28 protein-coding genes are annotated in these 25,429 nt (G+C 63.3%); 14 read left to right on the top strand and 14 right to left on the bottom strand.

The genetic code is table 11. The features are described from left to right. Positions 1 to 5 precede the first annotated feature (5 nt). On the bottom strand, positions 6 to 2,156 hold the full coding sequence (locus AC6I9R_RS02725) for an ABC transporter permease (RefSeq protein WP_461429039.1): 2,151 nt from the start codon (positions 2,154 to 2,156) through the stop codon (positions 6 to 8). A 36-nt stretch (positions 2,157 to 2,192) separates the two neighbouring features. Continuing rightward, positions 2,193 to 3,215 (bottom strand): ABC transporter substrate-binding protein, encoded by a 1,023-nt coding sequence (locus AC6I9R_RS02720; RefSeq protein ID WP_461429038.1) that lies wholly within the window; start codon positions 3,213 to 3,215, stop codon positions 2,193 to 2,195. A gap of 387 nt (positions 3,216 to 3,602) precedes the next feature. On the opposite strand from AC6I9R_RS02720, the gene AC6I9R_RS02715 reads away from it, so the two are divergent. The 7 genes from AC6I9R_RS02715 (at position 3,603) to AC6I9R_RS02685 (ending at position 8,076) form a co-directional block, all read left to right on the top strand. Further along, the gene (locus AC6I9R_RS02715) at positions 3,603 to 4,070 is read left to right on the top strand and encodes a pyridoxamine 5'-phosphate oxidase family protein (protein ID WP_461429037.1); all 468 of its coding nucleotides are present in this window, start codon (positions 3,603 to 3,605) and stop codon (positions 4,068 to 4,070) included. Between the two features lie 57 nt (positions 4,071 to 4,127). Then, positions 4,128 to 4,742, top strand: coding sequence for a LysE family translocator (locus AC6I9R_RS02710; RefSeq protein WP_461429036.1), 615 nt, complete (start codon positions 4,128 to 4,130; stop codon positions 4,740 to 4,742). Between the two features lie 137 nt (positions 4,743 to 4,879). Further along, positions 4,880 to 5,335: a DUF3429 domain-containing protein gene (locus tag AC6I9R_RS02705; protein WP_461426635.1), complete on the top strand. Its 456-nt coding sequence runs from the start codon at positions 4,880 to 4,882 to the stop codon at positions 5,333 to 5,335. Next, on the top strand, positions 5,332 to 5,931 hold the full coding sequence (locus AC6I9R_RS02700; protein WP_461426636.1) for a class I SAM-dependent DNA methyltransferase: 600 nt from the start codon (positions 5,332 to 5,334) through the stop codon (positions 5,929 to 5,931). Before AC6I9R_RS02705 ends, AC6I9R_RS02700 begins: the two co-directional genes overlap by 4 nt. Further along, complete coding sequence (rnhA, locus tag AC6I9R_RS02695; RefSeq protein WP_461426637.1) at positions 5,924 to 6,379, top strand: ribonuclease HI; 456 nt, start codon at positions 5,924 to 5,926, stop codon at positions 6,377 to 6,379. The genes AC6I9R_RS02700 and rnhA overlap by 8 nt, the downstream gene beginning before the upstream one ends. Positions 6,380 to 6,469: 90 nt before the next feature. Continuing rightward, positions 6,470 to 7,111, top strand: a complete 642-nt coding sequence (locus tag AC6I9R_RS02690) for a trimeric intracellular cation channel family protein (protein WP_461426638.1) — start codon at positions 6,470 to 6,472, stop codon at positions 7,109 to 7,111. Between the two features lie 317 nt (positions 7,112 to 7,428). Next, on the top strand, positions 7,429 to 8,076 hold the full coding sequence (locus AC6I9R_RS02685; RefSeq protein ID WP_461426639.1) for a hypothetical protein: 648 nt from the start codon (positions 7,429 to 7,431) through the stop codon (positions 8,074 to 8,076). A gap of 251 nt (positions 8,077 to 8,327) precedes the next feature. Here AC6I9R_RS02685 and AC6I9R_RS02680 read toward each other — a convergent pair whose 3' ends face one another. From AC6I9R_RS02680 to argH, 4 genes are all read right to left on the bottom strand, one after another. Then, complete coding sequence (locus AC6I9R_RS02680) at positions 8,328 to 9,377, bottom strand: hypothetical protein (protein WP_461426640.1); 1,050 nt, start codon at positions 9,375 to 9,377, stop codon at positions 8,328 to 8,330. Between the two features lie 57 nt (positions 9,378 to 9,434). Then, positions 9,435 to 9,905, bottom strand: coding sequence for a transcription elongation factor GreA (gene greA / locus AC6I9R_RS02675; RefSeq protein ID WP_461426641.1), 471 nt, complete (start codon positions 9,903 to 9,905; stop codon positions 9,435 to 9,437). Positions 9,906 to 10,028: 123 nt separating this feature from the next. Continuing rightward, positions 10,029 to 10,172 carry a hypothetical protein gene (locus tag AC6I9R_RS02670; RefSeq protein ID WP_461426642.1) on the bottom strand — a complete coding sequence of 48 codons (144 nt, stop codon included), beginning with the start codon at positions 10,170 to 10,172 and terminating at the stop codon, positions 10,029 to 10,031. Between the two features lie 64 nt (positions 10,173 to 10,236). Next, positions 10,237 to 11,649, bottom strand: coding sequence for an argininosuccinate lyase (gene argH, locus AC6I9R_RS02665; protein ID WP_461426643.1), 1,413 nt, complete (start codon positions 11,647 to 11,649; stop codon positions 10,237 to 10,239). A 31-nt stretch (positions 11,650 to 11,680) separates the two neighbouring features. Between argH and AC6I9R_RS02660 the strand changes: the two genes are divergently transcribed. After that, a complete protein-coding gene (locus tag AC6I9R_RS02660) occupies positions 11,681 to 12,238 on the top strand; it encodes a TlpA family protein disulfide reductase (protein WP_461426644.1) in 558 nt (185 codons plus the stop codon). Positions 12,239 to 12,294: 56 nt separating this feature from the next. Here the strand turns inward: AC6I9R_RS02660 and AC6I9R_RS02655 are convergent, their stop codons facing one another. Beyond that, the gene (locus AC6I9R_RS02655) at positions 12,295 to 12,879 is read right to left on the bottom strand and encodes a DNA-3-methyladenine glycosylase I (protein ID WP_461426645.1); all 585 of its coding nucleotides are present in this window, start codon (positions 12,877 to 12,879) and stop codon (positions 12,295 to 12,297) included. A 100-nt stretch (positions 12,880 to 12,979) separates the two neighbouring features. Here AC6I9R_RS02655 and AC6I9R_RS02650 point away from each other — a divergent pair, with 100 nt between their 5' ends. The 4 genes from AC6I9R_RS02650 to yddG all read left to right on the top strand — a co-directional run bounded on the left by AC6I9R_RS02650 (position 12,980) and on the right by yddG (position 17,040). Then, on the top strand, positions 12,980 to 13,810 hold the full coding sequence (locus tag AC6I9R_RS02650) for an EAL domain-containing protein (RefSeq protein WP_461426646.1): 831 nt from the start codon (positions 12,980 to 12,982) through the stop codon (positions 13,808 to 13,810). 183 nt (positions 13,811 to 13,993) lie between these two features. Continuing rightward, on the top strand, positions 13,994 to 15,169 hold the full coding sequence (locus tag AC6I9R_RS02645) for an acetyl-CoA C-acetyltransferase (RefSeq protein WP_461426647.1): 1,176 nt from the start codon (positions 13,994 to 13,996) through the stop codon (positions 15,167 to 15,169). Positions 15,170 to 15,260: 91 nt separating this feature from the next. After that, positions 15,261 to 15,983: an acetoacetyl-CoA reductase gene (gene phbB, locus AC6I9R_RS02640; RefSeq protein WP_461426648.1), complete on the top strand. Its 723-nt coding sequence runs from the start codon at positions 15,261 to 15,263 to the stop codon at positions 15,981 to 15,983. Positions 15,984 to 16,170: 187 nt separating this feature from the next. Beyond that, on the top strand, positions 16,171 to 17,040 hold the full coding sequence (gene yddG / locus AC6I9R_RS02635; RefSeq protein WP_461426649.1) for an aromatic amino acid exporter YddG: 870 nt from the start codon (positions 16,171 to 16,173) through the stop codon (positions 17,038 to 17,040). A gap of 188 nt (positions 17,041 to 17,228) precedes the next feature. On the opposite strand, the gene AC6I9R_RS02630 is transcribed toward yddG, so the two are convergent. Next, positions 17,229 to 17,372: a hypothetical protein gene (locus AC6I9R_RS02630; protein ID WP_461426650.1), complete on the bottom strand. Its 144-nt coding sequence runs from the start codon at positions 17,370 to 17,372 to the stop codon at positions 17,229 to 17,231. A gap of 321 nt (positions 17,373 to 17,693) precedes the next feature. On the opposite strand from AC6I9R_RS02630, the gene AC6I9R_RS02625 reads away from it, so the two are divergent. Then, the gene (locus AC6I9R_RS02625; protein WP_461426651.1) at positions 17,694 to 18,641 is read left to right on the top strand and encodes a transcriptional regulator GcvA; all 948 of its coding nucleotides are present in this window, start codon (positions 17,694 to 17,696) and stop codon (positions 18,639 to 18,641) included. A 25-nt stretch (positions 18,642 to 18,666) separates the two neighbouring features. On the opposite strand, the gene AC6I9R_RS02620 is transcribed toward AC6I9R_RS02625, so the two are convergent. The 3 genes from AC6I9R_RS02620 to AC6I9R_RS02610 form a co-directional block, all read right to left on the bottom strand. Beyond that, positions 18,667 to 18,831, bottom strand: a complete 165-nt coding sequence (locus AC6I9R_RS02620; RefSeq protein ID WP_461426652.1) for a YdcH family protein — start codon at positions 18,829 to 18,831, stop codon at positions 18,667 to 18,669. Positions 18,832 to 18,929: 98 nt separating this feature from the next. Further along, positions 18,930 to 19,619: a tRNA1(Val) (adenine(37)-N6)-methyltransferase gene (locus AC6I9R_RS02615; RefSeq protein WP_461426653.1), complete on the bottom strand. Its 690-nt coding sequence runs from the start codon at positions 19,617 to 19,619 to the stop codon at positions 18,930 to 18,932. A gap of 29 nt (positions 19,620 to 19,648) precedes the next feature. After that, on the bottom strand, positions 19,649 to 19,870 hold the full coding sequence (locus AC6I9R_RS02610) for a putative signal transducing protein (RefSeq protein ID WP_461426654.1): 222 nt from the start codon (positions 19,868 to 19,870) through the stop codon (positions 19,649 to 19,651). 48 nt (positions 19,871 to 19,918) lie between these two features. On the opposite strand from AC6I9R_RS02610, the gene AC6I9R_RS02605 reads away from it, so the two are divergent. Then, on the top strand, positions 19,919 to 20,926 hold the full coding sequence (locus AC6I9R_RS02605) for a polyprenyl synthetase family protein (protein WP_461426655.1): 1,008 nt from the start codon (positions 19,919 to 19,921) through the stop codon (positions 20,924 to 20,926). An 18-nt stretch (positions 20,927 to 20,944) separates the two neighbouring features. Here AC6I9R_RS02605 and AC6I9R_RS02600 read toward each other — a convergent pair whose 3' ends face one another. The 3 genes from AC6I9R_RS02600 to AC6I9R_RS02590 all read right to left on the bottom strand — a co-directional run bounded on the left by AC6I9R_RS02600 (position 20,945) and on the right by AC6I9R_RS02590 (position 25,172). Beyond that, positions 20,945 to 21,736: a 4-(cytidine 5'-diphospho)-2-C-methyl-D-erythritol kinase gene (locus tag AC6I9R_RS02600; protein WP_461426656.1), complete on the bottom strand. Its 792-nt coding sequence runs from the start codon at positions 21,734 to 21,736 to the stop codon at positions 20,945 to 20,947. A gap of 9 nt (positions 21,737 to 21,745) precedes the next feature. Continuing rightward, on the bottom strand, positions 21,746 to 23,434 hold the full coding sequence (locus AC6I9R_RS02595; protein ID WP_461426657.1) for a tetratricopeptide repeat protein: 1,689 nt from the start codon (positions 23,432 to 23,434) through the stop codon (positions 21,746 to 21,748). 88 nt (positions 23,435 to 23,522) lie between these two features. Further along, positions 23,523 to 25,172, bottom strand: a complete 1,650-nt coding sequence (locus AC6I9R_RS02590) for an electron transfer flavoprotein-ubiquinone oxidoreductase (RefSeq protein WP_461426658.1) — start codon at positions 25,170 to 25,172, stop codon at positions 23,523 to 23,525. Positions 25,173 to 25,429 lie beyond the last annotated feature (257 nt).

Below are 25,429 nucleotides of genomic sequence, written 5' to 3'. Positions count from 1 at the left end.
GTTCCCTATTCCGCCGGTTCCGGGACTTGTCCCTTGCCCTGCAATTCCTTGCGCCGTCCCAGTTTGCGGGTGCCGACGATGCCCTGGATCACCACGACGCAAACGATCATCACGATCATCAACACCGCCGAATAGGCAATGGCGAGCGCGTATTCCCCGGCCTCGACCCTGCCCATGATGTAGGCCGTCGCCATGTTGTGGCGTGCCGAGACGAGGAAGATCACCGCCGACACCGCCGTCATCGCGGTGACAAACGAATAGACCAGCGCGGTGAAGACCGCCGGTTTGATCAGCGGCAGGACCACGCGGCGCAGGGTGGTAAGGCCGCCTGCGCCCATGGTCTGGCTGGCCTCTTCCATGCTGCGATCGATCTGCGCCAAGGCCGCCAGTCCCGCGCGCATCCCCACGGGCATGTTGCGGAACACAAAGCAGATGATCAGGATCGCCGCCGTACCGGTGATATCGACCGGCGGCACGTTGAAGGCGGCCACATAGGAAACGCCCACCACGGTGCCGGGGATGGCGAAGGACAGCATCGTGCCGAATTCAAACGCACGCCTGCCCGCGAAATCCTGACGCGCCACAAGCCAGGCTGTGAGGATGCCGATCAGCGTGGTCAAAGGCGCGGCCAGCGCGGCCACCCAAAGCGTCGTCATCATGCTGTCCCAGGCCGAGCCGTAAAGCTGCAAGCCCTCGTCGAGTTCGAACCGGAAGGCTGTCACGATATGCTCAAACGTCGGCGTCAGGTCCCAACGCCCCACGTCGGTCACGAAGCCGCCGGTGACGATGATGATGTAGACGGCGAGCGTGAAGACGACCCACGGGATGACCACGGCGAAGACGCCGATCTTCAGCACCGACGGCAGCGGCGACGCCAACCCCGCATCGGATTTGCCGGTGACCGTGACGTAGGATTTGTTGCCCATCCAACGCATCTGCAGCCAGAACGCGATCAGCGTCAGGGCCAGCAGGATCATCGCCAGAGTGGCCGCGTTCCCAAGGTCATAGCGCGCGCCCACAACGGCGAAGAATATCTTGATCGACAGGACCTCATAGCCGCCGCCCAAAACGATGGGGTTGCCGAAATCCGCAAGGCTTTCGATGAACGCCAGCAGGAACGCAGCGGCGAGGCCGGGGCGCAGAAGCGGCCAGGTGACAGAGCGGAAGGTCTTCATCGACTTCGCGCCGAGGGTCCGAGCGGCCTCTTCCAACGTCGGGTTGATCGCCTCCAGCGTCGACAAGAGCACCAGGAATGTCACGGGCGCGAAGGCCAGAACCTGCGCGATCAGGATGCCTGGCAGCCCGTAGACCCACCGGCCCGGGCGCACGTCGAACAGGTCCGCGACGCCGGACGTCACTAGCCCCGTGCGGCCAAACAAAAGGATGATCGCAACGCCGACAACGAAGGGTGGCGTGATAATCGGCAGGATCGAAATCGCCCGCAACGCCCGCTTCATGCGGAAGTCGGTGCGATTGACCAGCAACGCCAGCGCAAGGCCAAGGAGCGTGGCGAAGATGGCGGACAGGACGCCCAGGATCACCGTGTTGATCACCACGCCGCAGCGCCCGCCGCCGATCAGGCATTGTACGCCCCAAAGGCCCGGTGCGCTGATCCGCTCCCAAAACGTGGCCAGCGCGAGGTTGCCATCAGTGTCGATGAAGGCCGCAAGCCCCAGTTTGAGGATCGGGAAGAAGACGAATGCCGTGAGGGCGGCAACGATGGCCGTAATGCAGAACGATGCAAACCGCTCGCCCCGGCAGAACCCGCGCGCCGCGATAATGTCTGACAGAAGACCCACAAGGGCCACGCCCGCCAAAAACCCGCCCCATCCCAGGCCCGATTGCCCCTCGGCTGCGGCCTCGAAAACGCCGCCGACCCAGGCCTGAGACGGGCCGCGCAAACCAACCGAGAAGCCTTGCCAAAGGTAAAGGAAGGCCGCCCCAAGGGTCAGCCACAGGGCCACGTTTGACTGCTGCCACCGCCGGGTGAACGCCACGCCCGCAAGCGCCAGGGCGACCAGGATCACCGGCCACAACCAGCCATGACCCGAGAGCGCCTCCACCAAGGCGGAGGCGGCAGGCCCCGTCCACAGCGACGCGCCCTTGTACCAGGGAAACGCCACCAATGAGAGGGCAAGCAGACCGAGCCAGGCCACGCCGGCTCGGTCAGATGTCAGGGCAAATCGCACGATTTACTGTGCGAGCGAGCCGATATCTGCATCCCACCGGGCCAACAGACGCGTGCGTTCCTCGGACGAGCCATAAAGCGCGAAGTCGTAGTCGATCAGCGTGATATCCTCCAACCGCGGCGCGGCCTCGGGGGTTTCAGCATTCACGTTCGACGGGATCTGGAACGAGTTGTTGGCTGCCCCAATCTCCTGCGCCTCGGGTGTCAGCGCCCAATCGTAGAACATGCGCGCGCTCTCCGGGTTCGGACCGCCCGCGATGATCGACATCGACCCAACCTCGTACCCTGTGCCCTCACAGGGTGCCACAGCCACAATCGGCGCGCCCTGCACCGTTTGGGCCACCGCGTCGTGCATGAAGACGATACCCACGGCGGTCTCGCCGGTTGCTGCGGCGCGGATCGGGGCAGAGCCCGACTGCGTGTATTGCGAGATGTTGTTGTGCAGCTGCGCGAGATATTCGAACGCCTCATCCTCGCCCATCAACTGCACCATCGTCGCAAGCATCGTGTAGGACGTTCCCGAAGAGTTCGGGTTGGCGACCTGCACATCATCGGCAAAACGCTCGTCCAGCAGATCGGCCCAGCACGATGGCGGGTTTTCTTCTACAAGATCGGAGTTGTAGCCGAAGCCAAGCCCGCCTGCGTAGATCCCCACAGTACGGTAGTTGGCGGTCTCCGCTTGCCGCACCGCCCAATCCTGAAGATTGGCCAGCTCATCGGACTGGTATTCGTCGGTCAGACCCTCTTGCGCGGCCTGAAGATGCGGATCTCCCGTACCGCCCCACCAGACGTCGCCACGCGGCTGTTCTGCCTCGGCGGCCAATTGCGCGAAAGTCTCGCCCGAGGACCGGCGGGTCATCAGAACCTCAATGCCCGTCTCCCGTTCAAAGGCTTCGGACATGGCGCGGCACCATTCCTCCTGAACCGAGCAATAGAGCACAAGTTCATCAGCCTGTGCCGCTGTGGGCGCGGCCGCATAAAGGCTTGTCGTTGCCACCAGAACGGCGGTCAGGTGCGGTGTTTTCATGATATCCTCCCAAGGTATTCGCAGATCACTCCGAATCCATTAGCGCCGTAAGTCCTGCATTCTTCAACAAGTTTGTCGCACCGCCCCGATAAAAGGCGGGGGTCGCCGGTCGGGGACTAAGTCGGGGGTAAGGGTTTTCTAGGCTGTCCAGAAGACGGTGCAATTCACTTGCCACCGGGAGATGCAGAGGGTGCGATCAGTTTCGTCGTTACCCTCTTCAGCGCGCTGGCTATGCTTGGCTCACGCACCCATAAAAGATGTGCTGGCGTGAGCGCACGTGGCGATCACGTGAAAGAATGGAAGTCCCCTGCTCCGCCCCTGCACCCGAACGAGAAACCCGCTACAGTACCAATCGAAACAACTCCACCTCCTGGCGGAACGCGTAGCATGCCAACGGAATTCGACCCTCAACTGGTCCTCTGCAAGCCCTTGATGGCGAACCTCGCGACGGTTGCCCGCGACGGGGCGCCGCGCAATGCGCCGGTTTGGTTCACGTGGGAAGCGGATGCGCTTTGGATGCTGTCCGACGTGACCTCCAGCAGTGCCGAGAGGGTCGCCCAGAACCCGCAGGTGGCCGTCGAAATCGTCGACTACGACAATGCCGCGGGCGTTCTGCGCCATGTCGGCCTGCGCGGCGCGGCCACGGTCGAGCCGATGGATCCCGCTCTGTTCCGGCGGCTCCTGCGCCGATACCTCGGCCCCGAGGAGCAGCAGAACAAATGGTTTGTCGAAACCGTCGCCCGCGTTGATGACCCGGATGGCCGCCTGATCCGCCTCGCACCCACGTCGATCTTCACCAACGACGTCAGCTTCTTTCGCACCGGGCCAGAGCTTGCCCCGCCCGCGCGCCGTTGACAGTCGCGCCGCCGTCAGGCAGGCTCTCCCGTAATCGTCATTACGGATACTAACACCATGATTACTCCCCAGTTTCTTTTGACCGCATTTGTCGTTGTCATCGCACCGGGCACGGGCGTGCTTTACACGCTGGCCCTGGGCCTCGGACGGGGCCGGAAAGCGGCGCTTTGGGCGGCCCTGGGCTGCACCTTCGGCATCGTCCCGCACCTTCTGGCCGCGACCCTGGGGCTCGCGGCAGTGCTGCACACCTCGGCGCTTCTCTTCAACATCGTCAAGTTCCTGGGCGTGGCCTACCTGCTTTACCTCGCCTACTCCGCCCTCCGCTCCGGCGGCGCCCTCAGCGTTGAACCAACAGTGACGCGAGAGAGCGGCTTCACCATCGCCAAGCGCGGCGCCCTGATCAACATCCTCAACCCCAAGCTATCGATCTTCTTCCTGTCGCTGCTGACCCCTTTCCTGTCCGGCAACCCGGCGACCGTCACACAAGAAATCCTGATCCTCGGCAGCATTTTCATGGCCATGACATTTGCGATTTTCGTCCTCTACGGCCTCTTCGCAGCCACAGCACGGACATACATCTTGGGCTCCACCCGGATCATGGCCTGGATGAACCGCTCCTTCGCGGCGATCTTCGCACTCTTGGCCGGACGCCTCGCCCTCGAACGCGCCTAGACCCTTCACCTTGCCCGAAAACTCCCGGGGGGCCAGGGGGCAGAGCCCCCAAGGTGGGGTGGGAGGGCGGGCCCTCCCACCCCACCCCTAAGAAACGACCCTTGCCAGTAGGGCATCCCCGCGCCACATACCCGCCCATGACCCGCATCCCAACCTCCGCCCTGCTGCTTGGCCTCGCTGGCCTCATCCCGTTCCTCTGGGGCGCGTCGTCCTCTGCGGGCCTCCTGCTCGCCTATATGCCCCTCACGCTACCGCCCGCCTTCACCGGCACCGCGATCCTGACGGCCTATGGCACCGTGATCCTCAGCTTCATGGCCGGCGTGATCTGGGGCTTTGCGGCGAAAGCGCAGACCGCCTGGATGCCCTTGGGCCTTGCCCTGTCGACTCTGCCCGCCCTTTGGATCTTCTTTTTCTCGGGTCAGCCTGACACGACACGCCTCATCACACTTGTCGTTGGTTTCGTTGGGCTTCTCGCCATCGACATCGCCTGCGCCCGCAAAGGCCTCGCGCCGGAGTGGTGGATTCCGTTGCGCCTTCTGCTGACCTCAGTGGTTGTGTTTTGCCTTGTCATCGGGTTCCTACTGGCCCCATGAGCGATGATCAGACCCTTTCCGTTTACCAGGCCCGGGCCGACGGCTATGCCGATCTTGGGATCACCCCAACCCAAGCAACAGCGTTGGAGGTTTTCACGGCCGCCCTGCCCCCCAAAGCCCATGTGCTCGACCTGGGCTGCGGCCCCGGTCTGCATGCCCGCGCGATGATGGACCAAGGCCACAGCGTCGACGCGATCGATGCCACGCAAGCCTTTGTCGACGCGGCCCTGGCCAACGGCGTGACCGCGCGCCTGGCCACCTTCGATGACATAACGGCGGAAGATGCCTATGACGGCATCTGGGCCAGCTTCAGCCTGCTGCACGCACCCCGAGCCGACGTGCCGCGCTACCTGAAGGCCCTCGCAGTCGCGTTGCGTCCCGGCGGTGCCTTCTTCCTCGGCATGAAAATCGGCGAGGGCGAGCACCGCGACGGCATTGGCCGTCACTATTGCTACTTCACCACCGCTGAGTTGACCGGGATGCTGGCGGACCTTGGCCTGACCGTTACCGAGACCTTCGAGGGCGCCGAGGCCGGGTTTGCCGGCACGGTTGATCCATTCGTGTTGATCCACGCGAAGGCGCCGAGCGATGGCTGACCTGATCGCCTACACCGATGGCGCGTGCTCCGGCAATCCGGGTCCCGGCGGCTGGGGCGCTTTGATGCGCGCCAAGGACGGCGACACCATCCTGAAAGAACGCGAGCTGAAGGGCGGCGAGGCCGAGACCACCAACAATCGGATGGAGCTTCTGGCCGCGATCAGCGCCCTGGAGGCGTTGGAGCGTCCGTCCAAGCTGACGGTGATCACCGACAGCGCCTACGTGAAAAACGGCATCACCGGGTGGATGCACGGCTGGAAACGCAACGGCTGGAAGACCTCGACCAAGAAGCCCGTAAAGAACGTCGATCTCTGGCAAAGGCTGGACGAGGCGCAGGCCCGCCACGACGTGACGTGGGAATGGATCAAGGGCCACGCGGGCCATGAGGGGAACGAGCGCGCCGACGCGTTGGCGCGCGCGGGTATGGCGCCCTTCAAACGACGCTGAGGCAGGGTGCTCAAGCTTGAGCAAGCATCTAAGCCATTGATAGAGAACCGAAAATAAATTCGTTAACCTTTGAGCAAAGGTTCCGCCGCCATGACCATCGCCCTTTCCCTCGACTATGCCTCTGCCTTGATCTTTGCGCTGACCGGGGCCTTGGCCGCCTCCCGCGCGCAACTCGACATCGTGGGCTTCATTTTCTTCGCCGCCCTCACGGCAATCGGCGGCGGCACCTTGCGGGACCTTCTGCTGGACCGCGACCCGGTGTTCTGGATCGCCGACGCGACGCCGCTGGCCATCGCCATGGGGGCGGCCATTTTGGTGTTTTTCACCGCGCACCTGGTGGAGAGCCGCCTGAAATGGCTGATCTGGCTGGACGCCGCCGCGCTGGCCATTGCCGTGGCCGCAGGCGTTTCCGTCGCCAAGAGCCTAGGCGCGAGCGCGGGCGTCATCATTGTCATGGGCGTGGCGACCGGCACCTTCGGCGGGCTGCTGCGCGACGTGGTGGCCAACGAGGTGCCCCTGGTCCTGAAACAGGGCGAGCTCTACGTCACCGCCGCCGTCGCGGGGGCGGGCGCGGCCCTCCTCGCTAGTGCGCCTTTGGCGCGAACGCTCCTCGCAGCGGACCCGATCTGGGCGACGGTGGCTTGCGTGATCGTGACCTTCGGCCTGCGGGCGGGATCGCTGCTGTTTGGGTGGCGCTTGCCGGTCTACAAGAGCACCCCGCCGCGGCAGTGACGGGGCGGGGGGGGTGGTGATTGATGGTGCGCTGTGTGGACAAAGTGTGCTTTCGCTGCCACTGCGCGCTTGGCTGCATTCAAAATGATTGCACGGGTCACGAACGGTCGTTTCCGCCAGTGACAAAAACACATGGGTTTTGACCACCTTCGGCGTTTCAAAGCCGTTAACCTTAGACGAATCCGGATGTGCTTTTTTTCAAGCGTCTGGTGAACGTGGCACGCGGTATGTGGCGTAGCTTGGGTCCCCTATGCGTTCGTAGATAGAGGCCAGCAACTGTGCTAGGACTTTGAAAACGTCAGTATGTGAGGGCTCATATGAGACAGCCAAAAATTTTCGTCAGCATGGGCACCCCATATTCTCAAAAGTACATTGAGTTTAGGGATGAGCTGGAGACCATATTGAGAGATACACTCGGGGCTGATCCTCGAATACTGGGTAAAAACGAATATCCCACAGGAAGCCCACTCCTGAAGATCAAAGAGGTGATGTCCGACTGTGATGGTGTCTTGGTCGTGGCGTACGAGAGAAAATTTGTTGAGGTTGGAGCGGAGAAGCGCTCCGCTGCAAATGAAACCCCAATTAACGAACGCACCTATACTACTCCGTGGAACCACATTGAGTCTGCAATGGCTTTCTCATTAGGGATTCCACTGTACGTAATCTGTGAAAAAGGCCTGAAGGAAGAGGGACTGATCGAATCAAAGCTCGACTGGTACGTGCAGTATCTCGACTTTTCTAGAGAGAGCTTGCGTTCGAATGACGTACTTCATTCTTTGCAGTCTTGGGTTTCAGGTGCTTGCAAACGACGGCGCAAGACCTCAACAGAGAGCCTGTTGGGTCGGGTCCGATTGTCTGAGATGACACCAGCCGAAATGTTTGGAGTGGTGAGCGTCCTTGCCACCGTTTTTCTCTCAGGTTTGGCTGTCGGAAGGTGGTTCTCTGCAACAAATTTGTTGCCCTAGACTAGGGTCCACAGCATCTGCCTGGTTGCCAACACCCTAATGACAATAGCTATGGGTCAAAAACGGTTGTTTTTGTCACTGTGAGCAATCGCACCAGAAGCGTCGAAAATTCTTGTGTCACAAACCCTTGGCAAAACCTCATACGGATTTGTTGCGTTTTTGGCCACTGCCCCAAGACCGGACCGTCGCCATCCTGCGGCAACTTAGCAGGTTCGGCTCAAACCAGCCCGTCGCTGCGCCGTGAAGCCCGCCTAGTCGAACGTCCCCGTCACCCGCCCGAGAAGCATGAACGCTCGGGCGGTGCGGGTGTCGGCGAGATGGGCGATTTCTTCGTCGCTGGCGTTCTTTTCGAACTCCATGAACGTTCGGTCGAAGTGGCGCAGGAAGTGGTGGACGGCGTCGCGGAACACCGGGTCTTTGCGCATCCGGCCTGCGGCCAGGACCAGCGACGAGCGGTCGTGGATGCCGCCCAAGGCCGCGATGGGGCGGCCGCGTTCGCCTTTGGCGAAACGGCGCCAGACCTCGGATTTGGAGCGGTCGGGGCGCAGGTCATCCATGTAGATGCCGTCCTGGGACAGGAGGGTCAGCACGTCCTGGGAGGCGCGGATCAGGCGTTCTGTCGCGCGGTCTTCCAGGGCGCGGCGGAGGGTGCGGAAGCCTTCCTTGTCATGCTCATTTTCGGGGAAATTCAGCGCTTTGATGAAATCGGCCACGGAAATCGGCTCGGCCACGGCCTCTTGCACGAAGGCCAGCGCCGGTTGCGGTTGCGCGGCGTCGATCTCTGTCAGGGTGGGCGGGACGGCGGCGCGGACCTCGGCGGGGTCCACTACGCGCAGGGATGTGAAGGTGGCAAGCTTCGTGTCCGCGGCCTGTTGAGCGGCCACCAGATCGTCCAGCTTTTGCACGAGGTCCGGCTTCATCTCCATCGACTGGCGTTGCTGCTGTTCAACATAAGCCGCGCGCATCGCGTCGATTGAGGCCTGCAGGCGCGCCGCCTCTTGCCGCAGGGCCCGCGCCGTGCGGGCGGCCATTGCCGCGACCCCGATCAAGGCCAGGGGCAGGACGACGGCCAGGATGGACAAAAGCTGTGACAGGCCGCTGGAGGCCTCTTCCCCCTCGGAGGATCCGAGCCCCAGATAGACGACGGCGCCGATCCAGAGCAGGGCCACGCAGATAGCCACAATCTCGATCGCCGTGATCCGCGGGCCGGTCTCTGCGCGCGCGTAAAGCCCAAGGTCCAACGCGGTCGGCGTGGCTTGGGGGGGCGGCGTTGGATCAGAGGACGGCATCGTCTTTGTCATCCCATGCGGCGGAGGATCATTAAGGGCGCCATGGCCGGAACCTTGAAGAAAAGGGCCTCAGACATAGGAAATCTTGACGATCTCAAAGCTTTTGGCCCCCCCGGGCGTGCGCACTTCGACGCTATCGCCCTCCTCCTTGCCGATCAAGGCGCGGGCGATGGGGGATTTGATGTTGAGAAGGCCCTTTTCGATATCGGCTTCGGCCTCGCCCACGATCATGTAGGTCTTTTCTTCCTCGGTCTCTTCATCGACCAGGTCGACCGTGGCGCCGAACTTGATCGCGCCCGAAAGGGTGGCCGGATCGATGACCTGGGCCAGGGAGATCGAGCCCTCAAGCTCTTTGATGCGCCCCTCGATGAAGGACTGCTTTTCCTTGGCGGAATGGTATTCCGCGTTCTCCGACAGGTCCCCGTGCTCGCGCGCCTCGGCGATTGCTTTGATGATGGCAGGACGCTCAACGCTTTTGAGCTGCTTCAGCTCGACGTTCATCGCCTCCAGGCCCTTCGGTGTCATCGGGATCTTTTCCATCGGTCAGTGCCTTCAGCAAACAGGAGCAAATGAAAACCCGGCAAAGCACGAGGGCCAAGCCGGGATGCAGTGAAGTTAGGCGCAACCGCGCGCTGGATCAACTGGGATTGCGGCGGGGACGGTTCAGTTGGAGCCGAAGACGCCGATTTCCGCTGTTCCCGTGATCGAGATGCCGGTGGGCGGCGTGGCGCGTTCGGGCCGCTCGGGTTCGCCGTCGACACCGCAGGCGGTGAGGATCAGGACGGATAGGATTGCGATGTATCGCATGGCGTGCTCCTTTTGGGCCTGTAGTCTCCGCTGGTTTGGCCTGCCTGTCCAGCGCCAAGCGCGTCTATCCCAGAATGCCCCGCCAGCGCGCCACCTGCTCGCGGACGCGCACCGGCGAAGTGCCGCCGTAGGACACCCGGGAGGCGACGGAGTTATGGACGCCCAGCACGTCGAATACGGCTTGCGTGATGTCGGCGTGGACCGAGCGCATTTCGTCCAACGTGAGGTCTGGCAGGTCGCAGCCCTTGTCCTCGGCCAGTTTGACAAGGCTGCCGGTGACGTGGTGCGCCTCGCGGAATGGCATGTCGAGGGTGCGGACCAGCCAGTCCGCAAGGTCCGTGGCGGTGGAGAAGCCGGAGGACGCCGCGGCCTCAAGGGATGCGACATTGGCCTGCATGTCCCGCACCATGCCTTCCATCGCGGCCAGTGCCAGCATCAGGCTGTCGGCGGCATCAAAGGTTTGTTCTTTGTCCTCCTGCATGTCCTTGGAGTAGGTCAGCGGCAGGCCTTTCATCACGGTCATCAACGCCACGTTGGCCCCAAAGATCCGCCCGATCTTGGCGCGGATCAGCTCGGCTGCATCGGGGTTCTTCTTCTGCGGCATGATGGAAGAGCCGGTGGAGAAGCGGTCGGACAGGGCCACAAAGCGGAACTGGGCGGAGGACCAGATCACCAGTTCCTCGGCAAAGCGCGACAGGTGCATGGCGCAGATGGAGGCGGACGAGAGGAACTCCAGCGCGAAATCACGATCGGCGACGGCATCGAGGGAATTGGCGGCGGGGCGGTCGAAGCCGAGGGCCTTGGCCGTCATGTCCCGGTCAATCGGAAAGCTTGTCCCGGCGAGGGCGGCTGCCCCCAACGGCGCCTCATTCATCCGCGCGCGGGCATCGCGGAAGCGGGAGGCGTCGCGGCCCAACATCTCGACATAGGCCATCATGTGGTGGCCCCAGGTGACGGGCTGCGCGGTTTGCAGGTGGGTGAAGCCGGGCATCACCCAATCGGCCCCGGCCTCTGCCTGGCCCAGGAGCGCGCGTTGCAAGGCCTCGATCCCCGTGATCGCGGCGTCCATCTGGTCGCGGACCCACAGCTTGAAGTCGGTGGCGACCTGGTCGTTGCGCGACCGCGCGGTGTGCAGACGGCCGGCGGGTGTGCCGATGACCTCGGTCAGGCGCGCCTCGACGTTCATGTGGATGTCTTCCAGCGCGGTGGAATAGGCGAAGGTTCCGCCCTCGATTTCTGACAAGACCGTGAGCAGGCCTTCCCGGATCACCTCGACATCGCTACCGTCCACGATGCCTGTGGCGGCCAGCATGGCGGCATGGGCACGGGAGCCTTCGATATCCTGACGCGCCATCCGCTGGTCAAATGAGATCGAGGCATTAATTGCCTCCATGATCGCATCGGGACCCGCCGCAAAACGGCCACCCCACATGGTGTTGGCTTTTGTCGCGTTATCCGAGGAACCCGTATCGCTCATGTCTGTCGTCCTGTCGCCTAGAGGAACCAAGATGGTCCGCAAAATCCTACTGACCGCCGCTTACATCGCTGCAAGCCTTGGTGCAAATGCTGCCACCGCGCAGGACCTGTCTGATTTGCAGGTGGGCGACATGCGCGGGCTGGTGATCCATGACACTCCGGTGGCCGCATCGGACCTGCCGTTTCTGCTGGTGGATGACACCGAGGGCGCGCTGGAGGACTACGCGGGCCAGTACGTGCTGTTGAACTTCTGGGCCACCTGGTGTGCGCCCTGTCGCGAGGAAATGCCCTCGTTGCAGGCGTTGCAGGACCAGATGGGCGGGGAGAGCTTTCAGGTCGTGACGCTGGCCACGGGACGCAACCCGCCGCAAGCGATCCGGCGGTTCTTTGACGAGGAGGGCATCACGACCCTGCCGCAGTACCGCGACATCAACCAACAGATCGCGCGCGAGATGGCGATCTTTGGGCTTCCGATCACGGTGGTGCTTGACCCTTCGGGTCAGGAAATCGCGCGGCTGCGCGGTGACGCCCATTGGGATGGACCCGAGGCGATTGCGATGCTGGAAGCGATTATCGCATCGGGCAGCTGAAGCCCCCCGGCGGCCCCGGCCCCTCCTCGACCGCTGCGCGGTCTCCTCGCAGCGGTCTAACGGGCGAGTTTTGTCACCTCTTCGTGGCGGAAGCAGCCCACCAGATGGTCGTTGACGACGCCGGTCGCCTCTAGCCAGGCATAGACGATGGTCGGCCCGCAGAACTTGAACCCGGCCTTCTTCAGGTCTTTTGACATCCGCGTGCTCATCTCGGTGGAGGGCGGCACCTCGGCCATCGTGGCGAAGGTGTTTTTCAATGGCACGCCATCGACGTAATCCCAGATGAACTGATCAAACCCGCCGCGTTCCTCTAGCGCGATCCAGGCCTGGGCGTTGCCAATCGTGGCTTCGATCTTGCCGCGATGGCGCACGATGCCGGGGTTTGCCAGCAGGCGCTCAACATCGGCCTCGCCCCAGCGCGCGATGACCTCCGGGTTGAACCCTTCGAAGGCCGCGCGGAAGGCGTCGCGTTTGCGCAGGATGGTGATCCAGGCCAAGCCCGCCTGAAACCCGTCCAGCACCAGCTTTTCCCAAAGCGCGCGGCTGTCGTACTCCGGCACCCCCCATTCTTCATCGTGGTAGGCGACATATACGGGATCCGTCCCACACCAATCGCACCGCCCCTCGCTTTTGTCGGCCATCCCAAAACTCCCCTTCATTCGATGCAAATCCCGAACTTCATCCTTCCTTAAAGAGACTCAGGTCATCAACCCAGTGCGATTGGGTGATTGGAGTGGACACATGCGCGGCAATGGCGTCGAACCGATGGAACCGGGACTGGAAAGTCCCCTGGACGCGGCGATCAACCAAAGGGATCGTGGCACCCTGGCGATGGTTCAGCAGGCCCTGGCGCGCGGCGATGCGCGCCTGGCGTTCCAACCGATTGTCCGCGCCGATGGCCAGGGCATCGCGTTCTTTGAAGGCTTGATCCGCATCATGGATGAAACCGGCCGCGTCATTCCTGCGCGCGATTTCATGGGCGCCGTGGAGGACACCGACATTGGCCGCCAGATCGACTGCGCCGCGTTGGAGTTCGGCTTGCAACAGCTGCGCCAGAACCCGGGGCTTCGCTTGTCGATCAACATGTCCGCCCGATCCGTCGGCTATCCGCGCTGGATGCAGATCCTGCGGACCTGCCTGCGCGATCACCCCATGGTGGTGGAGCGTCTGATCCTGGAGATCACCGAAAGCTCGGTCATGATCATGCCCGAGATTGTGGCGATCTTCATGGAAGATCTGCAGGACAAGGGCATCACCTTCGCGCTGGACGACTTCGGATCCGGCTACACGGCGTTCCGCCATTTCAAGACCTTCTACTTCGACATCCTGAAGATCGACGGGCAATTCACCCGCAACATCGCCCATGATGCAGACAACCAGGTGTTGTCCGAGGCGTTGATCGGCCTCGCGCGGCATTTCGATATGCTCGTGGTGTCGGAATCCGTCGAAACCGAGGAAGAGGCGCAATGGCTCGTGGCCGCGGGCGTGGATTGCCTGCAAGGCTATTACTACGGCGCCCCGTCGATGAGCCTGCCCGAGGTTGTCAGCACCCAGATCGCGCGGAGCGCCTGAGCGAACCGCCCGCGCCTTCCCTAACGTCACGAGCCTTGCACGCGACGCATATCCGCCCCCATATCTGCCCCTGAGACACCGTGTCCGTTGAAATATACGTGGCCCGCACACTATCACCTGCGCAATCATTCGCGGCGCCGGACGCCTTTTCTGACCCCCGGCGCGCACAGGAAAGGACTTCCCATGACTAACGTCGTCATCGCCTCCGCCGCCCGCACCCCGGTCGGCAGTTTCCTCGGCTCCTTCGCCAATACCGCTGCCCATGACCTCGGCAAAACCGTGATCGAAGCGGTGGTCGAGCGCGCGGGCGTCGACAAAGCCGAGGTGTCCGAGACGATCCTGGGCCAAGTCCTGACCGCGGCCCAAGGCCAGAACCCCGCCCGCCAGGCGCATATCAATGCAGGCCTTCCCAAAGAATCCGCCGCCTGGTCGATCAACCAGGTCTGCGGCTCCGGCCTGCGCGCCGTGGCACTCGGCGCCCAGCATATCATGCTGGGGGACGCCGCCATGGTCGTCGCCGGTGGCCAGGAAAACATGTCCATGTCCCCCCACGCCGCCATGCTGCGCGCGGGCCAGAAGATGGGCGACATGAAATACATCGACACGATGATCCGCGACGGTCTGTGGGACGCCTTCAACGGCTACCACATGGGCCAGACGGCTGAGAACGTCGCCGACCAGTGGCAGATCACGCGTGAGATGCAGGACGAGTTTGCCGTCGGCTCGCAAAACAAGGCCGAAGCCGCCCAGAAGGCGGGCAAGTTCGCCGATGAGATCACGCCCGTGATCGTGCCGAACCGCAAAGGCGACATCACCGTCGACGCCGACGAATACATCCGCCACGGCGCCACGATGGAAGCGATGCAGAAACTGCGCCCCGCCTTCACCAAGGAAGGCTCGGTTACCGCGGCCAACGCCTCGGGCCTGAACGATGGTGCCGCGGCAACGCTGCTGATGTCCGCCGACGATGCCGAAAAGCGCGGCATCCAGCCGCTGGCGCGCATCGCCTCCTACGCGACCGCAGGCCTCGATCCGTCGATCATGGGCGTGGGCCCGATCTATGCGTCGCGCAAAGCGCTGGAGAAAGCCGGTTGGTCCGTCGACGACCTGGACTTGGTGGAAGCCAATGAGGCTTTCGCCGCCCAGGCCTGCGCCGTGAACAAGGACATGGGCTGGGATCCGGCCATCGTGAACGTCAACGGTGGCGCGATTGCCATCGGCCATCCCATCGGCGCCTCGGGCTGCCGGGTTCTGAACACGCTGCTCTTTGAAATGCAGCGCCGCGACGCCAAGAAAGGCCTCGCCACGCTTTGCATCGGCGGCGGCATGGGCGTCGCCCTCTGCGTCGAGCGCGACTAATACAGCAAATTGACTAAGGCCGTGCGCAATAAAGTTGTGCACGGCCTTTTCTTTGCGTAACAAACTTACCAAACACATAAAGGAGAGAGACATGGGACGAGTCGCACTGGTCACCGGCGGAAGCCGCGGCATTGGCGAAGCCATTTCCAAGGCCCTGCAAGCGGACGGCTACACCGTCGCCGCCACCTACGCAGGCAATGATGAGGCCGCCGCGAAATTCACGGCGGAAACCGGCATCAAGACCTACAAGTGGAACGTGGCCGATTACGACAGCTCCAAGGCGGGCATCGCGCAGGTCGAAGCCGACCTCGGGCCCATCGAAGTTGTCGTCGCCAACGCGGGCATCACCCGCGATGCGCCGTTCCACAAGATGACGCCCCAGCAGTGGAACGAGGTCATCGACACCAACCTCACCGGCGTCTTCAACACGGTCCACCCGATCTGGCCCGGCATGCGCGAACGCAAGTTTGGCCGCGTCATCGTGATCTCTTCGATCAACGGCCAAAAGGGCCAATTCGCGCAAACCAACTACGCCGCCACGAAAGCAGGCGACCTGGGCATCGTGAAATCCCTCGCCCAGGAAGGCGCGCGCGCGGGCATCACCGCCAACGCCATCTGCCCCGGCTACATCGCGACCGAGATGGTCATGGCGATCCCCGAGAAGGTGCGCGACAGCATCGTCGCGGGCATCCCCGCAGGCCGCCTGGGCGAGCCTGAGGAAATCGCGCGCTGCGTCTGCTTCCTCGCCTCTGACGATTCGGGCTTCATCAACGGCTCCACGATCTCCGCCAATGGCGCGCAGTTCTTCGTCTAAAAGCCCGACCAAATGCACCGAGGGCCCCCGCGCGCACCGGGGGCCTTTTTCGTGCCACGCTCCCCCCTTCATCTTGCTAAATACAACTCAATCCGGCCCTCGCCGCTTTTCCGAACCCTCAAAAATTGGCCGCCTCCCCGCGTCACGGGCACTTTCCCTTTTCCATTCCGGCCCGTAGACCCGCGCCATGACCCGTTCTCGTGCCACCGCCATCGGCTTCATCGCCGTCCTCCTCTGGGCGCTGCTGGCGCTTTTCACCATTGGCTCGGCCCCGGTTCCGCCATTCCAACTCAACGCCATGACCTTTGCCGTCGGCGGCACGCTTGGGCTGATCTGGGTGACGGTGACCGGCGGCTGGCCGAAGCTTCGCGCCGTGCCACTGCGCGTCTATATCTTCGGCACCCTCGGCCTTTTCGGCTATCACGCGCTCTATTTCAGCGCCCTGCGCCTCGCCCCGCCGGCGGAGGCCAGCCTGATCGCCTACCTCTGGCCGCTGTTCATCGTGCTGTTCTCCGGCCTGCTGCCGGGCGAGCGCTTGGGCCTTCTTCACATCATCGGCGCTGTCATCGCCTTTGCGGGCGCCGCGCTGATCGTGGCGCCCGGGGCCGACGGCTTCACCGGCGGCTTCGGCCTGGCGCTGGCGGGGCTTTGTGCCTTGACCTGGTCCGGCTATTCGGTGCTGTCGCGCCGCCTGGGCGCCATGCCCACCGAGTCCGTCGCCATCTTCTGCGTCGCGACGGCCCTTCTGTCGGTCCCGGCGCACCTGGCCCTGGAAACGACGGTCTGGCCCACTGGCGCCGTGGGATGGGGCGCGATCGCGGCCCTTGGAATCGGCCCCGTGGGCCTTGCGTTTTACGTGTGGGATCTGGGCGTCAAATCGGGCGACATCCAATTGCTGGGCGTAGCCAGCTACGCGGCGCCACTGTTGTCGACCCTGATTTTGATTGTTGTAGGCGTCGCCAATGCGTCGCCTACGCTGATTTTCTCTGCGATGCTTATCGCAGGGGGCGCGGGCCTAGCGGCGCTAGGCTCGGCCCGGGTTCAGCGCAGCGACTGAAGGTAGCCCGACAGACGCGCGCGGCGCAGCTCTTCACTGGCGTGGAGGGCGTAGGACGAGTGGCGCAGGCGACCGCGCATCATGGAAAAGAACATTTTAAGTGGCCTTTGAGGTTCAGCAGAGTTTCAAGATTGCCCTCTATTTAGGCAACCTGCCTCCTAAACCCCAATGCTCTTTCGGTATAGCCGCTAACCGGCTACCGCAACGCTCGTGTCTGCTTTGGCACGGCGGCGGAAAACGCGAGCAATCAGGCGCGCCATTTCACGGCTGCGCTCGGCACGCGCCTGGTTGATGATTTTCATCATTTCGGGTTCGGCAAGATCGGGAAGCATGGGGCACCTCTGCACGTTAAGGGGTTGTTTAAGCCCAATATAGGCGAGGAAGCCGGACGCAGTATTGCAATTCCTGCAACCCCGCGTCCCGCCCTTTCAGGAGCGGCCTGTCAGAAAGCCCCAGATCTCGCCCAGGATCTTGCCACGCTCTGCATGGGCACGGGAGATGGCGGCGCGGGTGGCGGGGTTGGTTGTGTTGTCGAAGTGCATGATCTGCGTCCTTGAAGGTCAGTGTTTCGTCTTGAGATGAATATGAGCCGCTGGACCGCATCCCACAAACGAGACTTTCCAATCCTTCGCATAAGGTATACTTAACTGAAAATGTCAGATCGCCTTCCCCCCCTCACCGCCCTGCGCGCCTTTGATGCCGCCGCCCGGCATATGTCGTTCTCCAAGGCCGCGGCCGAGTTGAACGTGACGCCCGCCGCCCTGTCGTTTCAGATCAAGTCTTTGGAAGAGCATCTTCAGGCGCCGCTGTTTCGCCGCCTTAACCGTGCTGTGGAACTCACCGATGCCGGAAAGGCGCTTGTCCCCGGCACTTCCGACGGGTTCGCCGCCCTGGGCAGTGCCTGGCGCGCGGCAAAGCGGACGGTGGATCAAACCAGCCTGACGGTCACGGCGGGCCCCGCCTTCACCGCCAAATGGCTGGCCCCGCGTCTGTTCAAATTCGCCATGGCCAACCCCGAGATCGAACTGCGCTTTTCAGCCACGCTGCGTCTGATGGATTTCGCCCGCGATGACGTCGACGTGGCGATCCGCTTTGGCTTTGCCCGCGAAGAACCCGGCCTGGATGCCACTCCGATCATCCAGGAATGGGTCACCCCGATGATGACCCCCGCCCTGGCCGAGCAATTTCCAAATGCCGCCGACCTCGCCCGCGCGCCGCTTCTGCACCAGGACGATATCCGTTTCCTAAAGCCTGCGATTGACTGGCCCGCCTGGTTCCGCGCCGCCGATCTGCCGCCCCGCTTTGCGGCGGGCGCACGGTTCAGCCAGGCGGATCACGCCATTGACGCGGCCTTGGCCGGGGCGGGTGTTGTGTTAGGGCGGCTCTCTCTGGCCGAAAAAGACCTGAAAGAGGGTCGCTTGGTCATGCCCTACAAAATCGGGCTGACAACCGATGCGCAGTATAGTTTCGTCTGCCCAGAGGGTTCAGACGCGCGCCCGCAAGTGCAGGCGTTCCGTGAGTGGATCGAGCAGGAAGTCGCCTCACTCGATGAATACCGGGCCGGTTTCACATTTGTGAGCGCCGCCGAGGTCGAAAACTGAGCATCGCCACGGCGGCGCTCAAAATCTAGTTGTCGAGGCGGCTAATTTCCTCTTTCAGCCGGAGCTTTTCTTTCTTCATGTCGCGAAGGGTCAGGGGGTCCACGGCTGGACTGCGTTGGTGTTCTTCAACCGTGGCGGAGAGGTTGGCATGCTTCTTCTTGAGTTCCTGAAGATGGGCATTCAACGACATACGATACTCCTCTGATGATAAGTGGCCGTGGGATCAGTCGAGCACATTGTCATTCGTCTGTCACGAAGAACTGTCTTAACGTCTAAAATGCCCAATATTTAGCTGGTTATGCCCCAAGGAAGCGGCGCACCCTCGCGCAACACCGCGCGGGCTGTTGCAGAATAGTCATCGCCATCGCGGCGATGCTTGGTGCCATCATGTATAAGAAGCGGCGGCAAAAGCTGGAACGCCCCCTTGGCGCCTTTGCGGGCGCGGACCACGATGCGCCCCGCCACACGGCCTTCTCTGGGGGCCAGGGGCAGCACGGAAATGCTGCCAAAAGCGTCCAATCCGCCAAGCAGCTCCGGCAGACGTTCGGCCAGGTGGATCATCGTCACCCAACCGCCGGGACGCAGCCGTGCCTTGGCCACCGCGCACCAATCTGACAAAGGCGTTTCCTCGCGCAACGCCGCATCCCGCCCCGGATCATCCGAGGCCGTGCCGGGCCCGTAGTAGGGCGGGTTCGCGATCACATGGTTAAAGCTGCGTTGGCGCAACTCGGCGGGAAGGGCTGTCAGGTCAGCCTCGACCACCTCCACCCCGTTGCGCCGCGCGAGGTCCGCATAAGCGGCCTGCCGTTCCACCCCAATCACATCGGCGCACGGCACCCGAGCCATCAAACAGAGCGAGGCGACACCCACGCCGCAGCCCAACTCCAGAACGGTCTCGCCCGCTTTGGCGGTACAGGCGGCGGCCAGGAACACCGGGTCCGTTGCCGCGCGGTATCCGACGCGTGGTTGCCAGGCCATCACGCGCCCACCCAGGAAGCCGTCTTGCGTTAGCTCCACTCCGACACCGGAAGCTCATTGTCGCGCAACACAACCTCTGCGGCGGCGGCCTCGGTCCGGCGCACCATCAGGCGGCGCGGCAATATGCCGATGCTCCCCTCAAGGCCACTCATATGGACGTCCAACTCGAACACCTCTATATCCTCGCCCCTAAGAAGAGCGGTTGCGAAGGCGATGATGGTCGGGTCGTTACTGCGCAGGATTTCAAGCATGCAAGACAGGTAAGCGCGCGCGCGGGCCATGTCGAGATGGGACCGCAGATGAGCCTGGATACGCCGACGCAAAAGCCCCACGACCGCCTGAGCGCGGCGCTGGCCGACGATCTGGCCGCCGTGAACGCCCTGATCCGCGAGCGGATGGCCTCCAAACACGCGCCCCGCATTCCTGAGGTCACGGCGCATCTGGTGGAGGCCGGGGGCAAGCGTATTCGCCCGATGCTGACGCTGGCTTGCGCGCGGCTTTGTGGTTATGGCGGCGACGATCACGTGAAGTTGGCCGCAACGGTGGAGTTCATTCACACCGCCACGCTGCTGCACGACGACGTGGTTGATGAAAGCGACCAGCGCCGGGGCCGCCCGACGGCGAACCTTCTGTGGGACAATCAATCCAGCGTGCTGGTCGGCGACTACCTTTTCGCCCGCGCGTTCCAGTTGATGGTGGAGCCCGGGTCCCTGCGGGTCCTGTCGATCCTGTCCAACGCTGCCGCCACGATTGCCGAGGGCGAGGTGCTGCAACTGACCGTTGCCGCCAATATCGACACGCCCGAGGAGACCTACCTTCAGGTGATCCGGGGCAAGACCGCCGCCCTGTTCGAGGCCGCCTGCGAAGTCGGCGGTGTGATCGCGGGGCGGGATGAGACCGTGGTGCAAGCCCTGGCGCGGTATGGCGATGGGTTGGGTGTGGCGTTCCAAATGGCCGACGATCTGCTGGACTGGGGCGGCGTGGACGGCGGCGCGCAGTTGGACAAGAACATGGGCGACGACTTCCGCGAGCGGAAGATGACCCTTCCCGTGATCCGCGCGATTGCCGCAAGCGATGCCGAAGAACGCGCGTTCTGGGCGCGCACCATCGGCAAAGGCGATCAACAGGACGGCGATCTGGAACATGCCCTTGGGTTGCTGCAATCCCACGGTGCCCTGACAAGCACCCGCGATGCGGCCAACGCCCATATCGCGGCGGCAAAAGCGGCGCTTGGCGCCCTGCCTGATGACCCAATTCGCGATATGTTGTCAGACTTGGCCGATTACGTCGTGGCACGGTTGAACTGACCCCAAAAGAGGCCCCGTTCAGGGCAGCACGAACGCAGCCTCGGCCCACCAGTCCCCTGGCATCGCCGCCGCGGCGGCCTCTGCCTCTGCCTCGGTGGCGTACAGTCCAAAACATGTCCCGCCCGAGCCGCTCATCCGCGCCAGCGCGCAGCCCGGCGTCGCGCGGATCCTGTCCAGCACGTCACTAATCACCGGAGAGAGCGTTTTCGCCGCGTCTTCCATGTCATTGCGCGTCCCGGCAAGCCAGGCGATGAAACTGTCGAAGTCATGCCAGTCCGGCGTTGCCATCGGGGCGTTGTCCACCTGCGTCATGGTCTGAAACACCAGCCCCGTCGGAACCGCCTTGCCCGCGTTCACCAGGACGATCCAGACCATCGGCAGATCCGGCACCTCTTCCAACACCTCGCCGATGCCCGACATGCGCATCGGGCGCCTGTGCCAGCACACGGGGACATCCGCACCCAAGGCCTCGGACCCGTCCGGGCCGCATCCCAGGGCGATCAGGACCGTCGCCGCATCGGTGGAACCGCCGCCGATCCCCGCCGCATGGGGCAGGTGTTTTTCCAGGGTGATGTGGGAGGGCTTGCCCGCAAACTCCGCCGCTTTCCACACCAGATTGCGCCCGTCCGTGGGCACGCCCGCGCCATAGGGACCGGACACCTCTAGCGACATCTCCTCGGCGGGTGTCAGCGTGATCCAATCATAGACCGTGGCGAAGGCGACAAGACTGTCGAGCAGGTGGTAGCCGTCGTCCCGTTTGCCCGTCACATGCAGCGCGAGGTTGATCTTTGCCGGGGCGAAGTAGCGCATCTATCGGCCTTAGTCTTCGGTCAGGGCGCCGACGCCGCCCTCCTCTTCCAGGACCTCATAAAGGCCCACTTCCAGCTTGCGCCGGATGCGCGCGGCGTCTTCGGGCTCGGGGTCAAAGGACAGGGCGCGGTGCCACTGGAACTCTGCCTCGCGGTAGCGGCCATTGACCCAGTAGACGTCGCCCAGGTGGTCGTTGACGATGGGGTCATTCGGCTCCAACTCGACCGCGCGCTCCATTGGGGCCACGGCCTCTTCGAACCGACCGAGGCGGTAATAGACCCAGCCGAGGCTGTCGATGATGTAGCCAGATTCAGGCCGGGCGGCGACGGCGCGCTGGATCATGCCCAGGGCTTCGTCGAAATTGCGCCGTTGCTCGACCAGGGAGTACCCAAGGTAATTCAAGACGTTGGGCTGTTCCGGGTTCAGTTCCAACGCGCGGCGGAAGTCTGCCTCCGCCGGGTCCCAATTGTCGGACTGGTGGTAGGAAATCGCGCGGGCGTAGTGGATGAACCAGTAGCGCGGCAGGTCTGTGTCCACGAGGGACAGGACCGCCGTATAAGCCTCAATCGCTTCCTCAAACCGCTCTGCCCGGCGCAGGATGTCACCGTAGGCCGCCTGGACGGAGGCCAGGTCCGGACGCGCCTCGGCCAGGGCCCCCAGGATGGCAATCGCTTCGTCCGTTCGGTCCAAGTCTTCCAGCGCTTCGGCCCGGCCCATCTGCGCCTCGATGTAATTGGGATCACCCTCCGGCACGGCTGCAAAGGTCAGCGCAGCTTGCTGGAACTGCTCGTCGGCGCGCATCAATTCGCCCGCCAGAACCATGGCGTCCGTGTGGTCCGGGTCGATGCCCCGCGCCGCCTGCGCCATCAGCAAAGGCAGCGTCGTGTTGCGGTCACCCGACAGCAGCTGCGCCACGGTGAAGAACACTTCGGCCACGCCGTCCTGGGCCGTGATCACGAAATCATAGGCAATCTCTTCGCCCGACCCGACGCGCGCCTGCAGCGCCAGAAGCCCCGGGTCCGGCACGGCCTGGGTATAGCCGTCCAGCAGGTCCAACGCCTCTGCCCGCATATCAAGTTGCAACATGATCACCGCGCGGGCGCGCACGACACGCTCGGTATTGGTGATTTGCACGCCGGTGCCGCCGGACAGGATCTCATGCGCGGCCTCGAAATCGCCCGTCGCGGCGCGGGCGAGCGCCAGGTGCAAAGCGGCCAGTTCCTCCAGACCCCGCTCGGCGGCGAGGGCTTCAAACAGATCCACCGCGCCGGACATGTCGCCTTGGCCAAAGGTCAGCCAGGCGCGGGTCAGTTCATCGGCCAGGGGGCCGGGGCCGTTCCCGGCTTCGATCATGTCAATCGCCGCCAGCAACTCGCCCTCGGTCACGTGGCGCACGAAATCCACCAGCTCGACCAGTTCCTGGCCATTGGCGTTCTCAGGCAGGCCTTCGGCGACCAGGGCCGCCTGCTCCCACTCGCCCAGAGAGGCATGGGCGAAGACCGAATTGCTCACCAGGAAAGGATTGCCGGGATCCATCTGCAAGGCGCGGTCAAAGTAGCTGGCCGCCTGGGCGTGATCCCCCGTGATCGCCGCCGCGCGGCCCGCCAGATAGGCCCCCGCCAAACTGTCGGCAGACGCCGCGATGGGCGAGATCATCGCCATGACGGCAAGGGCAAACAGGGGTCGTTTCAGGCGCATCCGGCACTCCTCGGGGACGGTTTCGTCAGAGACTAGGCCGCGCCCGGGGGAAGGGCAATCTTTCGCCCCTCACGTTCTCGCGGGTGCCTTACATATTCGGGTAATTGGGGCCATCACCGCCTTGGGGCACCGTCCAGTGGATGTTCTGGGACGGGTCCTTGATATCGCAGGTCTTGCAGTGGACGCAGTTCTGGAAGTTGATCTGGAAACGCGGGTCTTTGCCCTCTTCCTCGACCACCTCATAGACGCCCGCAGGGCAGTACCGTTGCGCGGGTTCCGCGTAGGTCGGCAGATTAACCGCAATCGGCACCGAGGCATCGCGCAGCTTCAGGTGCGCGGGCTGGCTTTCCTCGTGGTTGGTCATCGAGAAGCTGACGTTGGTCAGCCGGTCAAACGACAGCACACCATCGGGCTTGGGGTAATCGATGGGTTCGTGCTTGGAGGCCTTCTCGGTCGCATCCGCGTCCGTCTTGCCATGGGACTTGGTGCCCAGGATGCTGAACCCAAGCGTATTGGTCCACATGTCCAGACCGCCCAACATCAGCGACGCCATCAGCCCGCTTTTGGACCAGATCGGCTTCACGTTGCGCACTTTCTTGAGGTCCTGCCCAATGGCTCCTTCGCGCACTTCGGTCTCGTAGGCTGTCAGCTCGTCAGAGGCGCGACCGTCCTGGATCGCCGCATAGGCCGCCTCTGCCGCCGCCTTGCCCGAGAGCATGGCGTTATGGTTGCCCTTGATGCGCGGGACGTTGACCATGCCGACTGAACACCCCAAGAGCGCCACACCCGGCGCCACCATCTTGCACATCGACTGATAGCCGCCCTCGGTGATCGCGCGGGCACCGTAGGCGATGCGTTTTCCGCCCTTCAGAAGCTCGGCCACCATCGGGTGATGCTTGAAGCGCTGGAATTCCATGTAGGGGAACAGATGCGGGTTCTTGTAGTTCAGGTGGACCACGAAGCCCACGTAAACCTGATTGTTCTCAAGGTGATAGATGAAGGAGCCACCGCCCGCGTTCTTGCCCAAGGGCCAGCCCATCGTGTGGGTGACAGAGCCTTCGCGGTGCTTTTCGGGATCAATCTCCCAAATCTCTTTCATGCCGAGGCCGTATTTCTGCGGCTCGTAATTGTTGGAGAGGTTGTACTTGCCGATCACCTCTTGGGAGAGGCTGCCGCGCACGCCCTCGGACAGGAAGACATACTTGCCCAGTAGCTCCATCCCCGGTTCCGTGCCCTCACCAATCGACCCATCGGCCTCCAGCCCGAAGACACCGGCCACGACGCCTTTGACCTCACCGTCATCGCCGTAAACCAGTTCCGAGCACGCCATGCCGGGGAAAATCTCGACCCCCAGTTCCTCTGCCTGCTCCGCCATCCAGCGGCAGACATTGCCCATGGAGACGATGTAGTTGCCGTGGTTGTTCATCAGCGGCGGCATGGGGAAGTTGGGGATGCGGATGCCGCCCGCCTCGCCCAGCATGTAGAAGTTGTCGTCTTTGACCGGCACGTTCAGCGGCGCGCCCTTTTCCTTCCAGTCGGGGATCAGCGCGTCGAGCCCGCAAGGGTCCAGCACCGCGCCCGACAGGATATGGGCGCCCACTTCGGATCCCTTCTCCAGCACGACGACGTTCAGGTCCGCATCCAACTGCTTCAACCGGATCGCCGCCGACAGGCCCGCAGGACCCGCGCCGACGATCACCACGTCGTATTCCATGCTCTCGCGTTCAATCTCGGACATCTGCGGTTCCCTTACGGCTGTCGTCGGAGCGTGGAAGGCCCCGGAAAATGGCGTCTCGACTGGCCTAGCGTGTCACCTTGGGCCGGTCAATTCTGACGCTGTGGCACAAGGGGTTGGCCTGACGATTTGACGCGACTGGCGATGCGGGTTCAAACGGCTAGGTTAGAGGGCAAACGCGCCCAAGTAGCCCGTAGGGTGGTAGCGCATATCCGCGCCCAAGTAGCCCTCAGGGTGGCAGCGCACATCCGCGCTCAAGT

Source organism: Gymnodinialimonas sp. (genome assembly GCF_059726805.1).
This window is presented reverse-complemented; position numbering and strand designations above follow the sequence as displayed.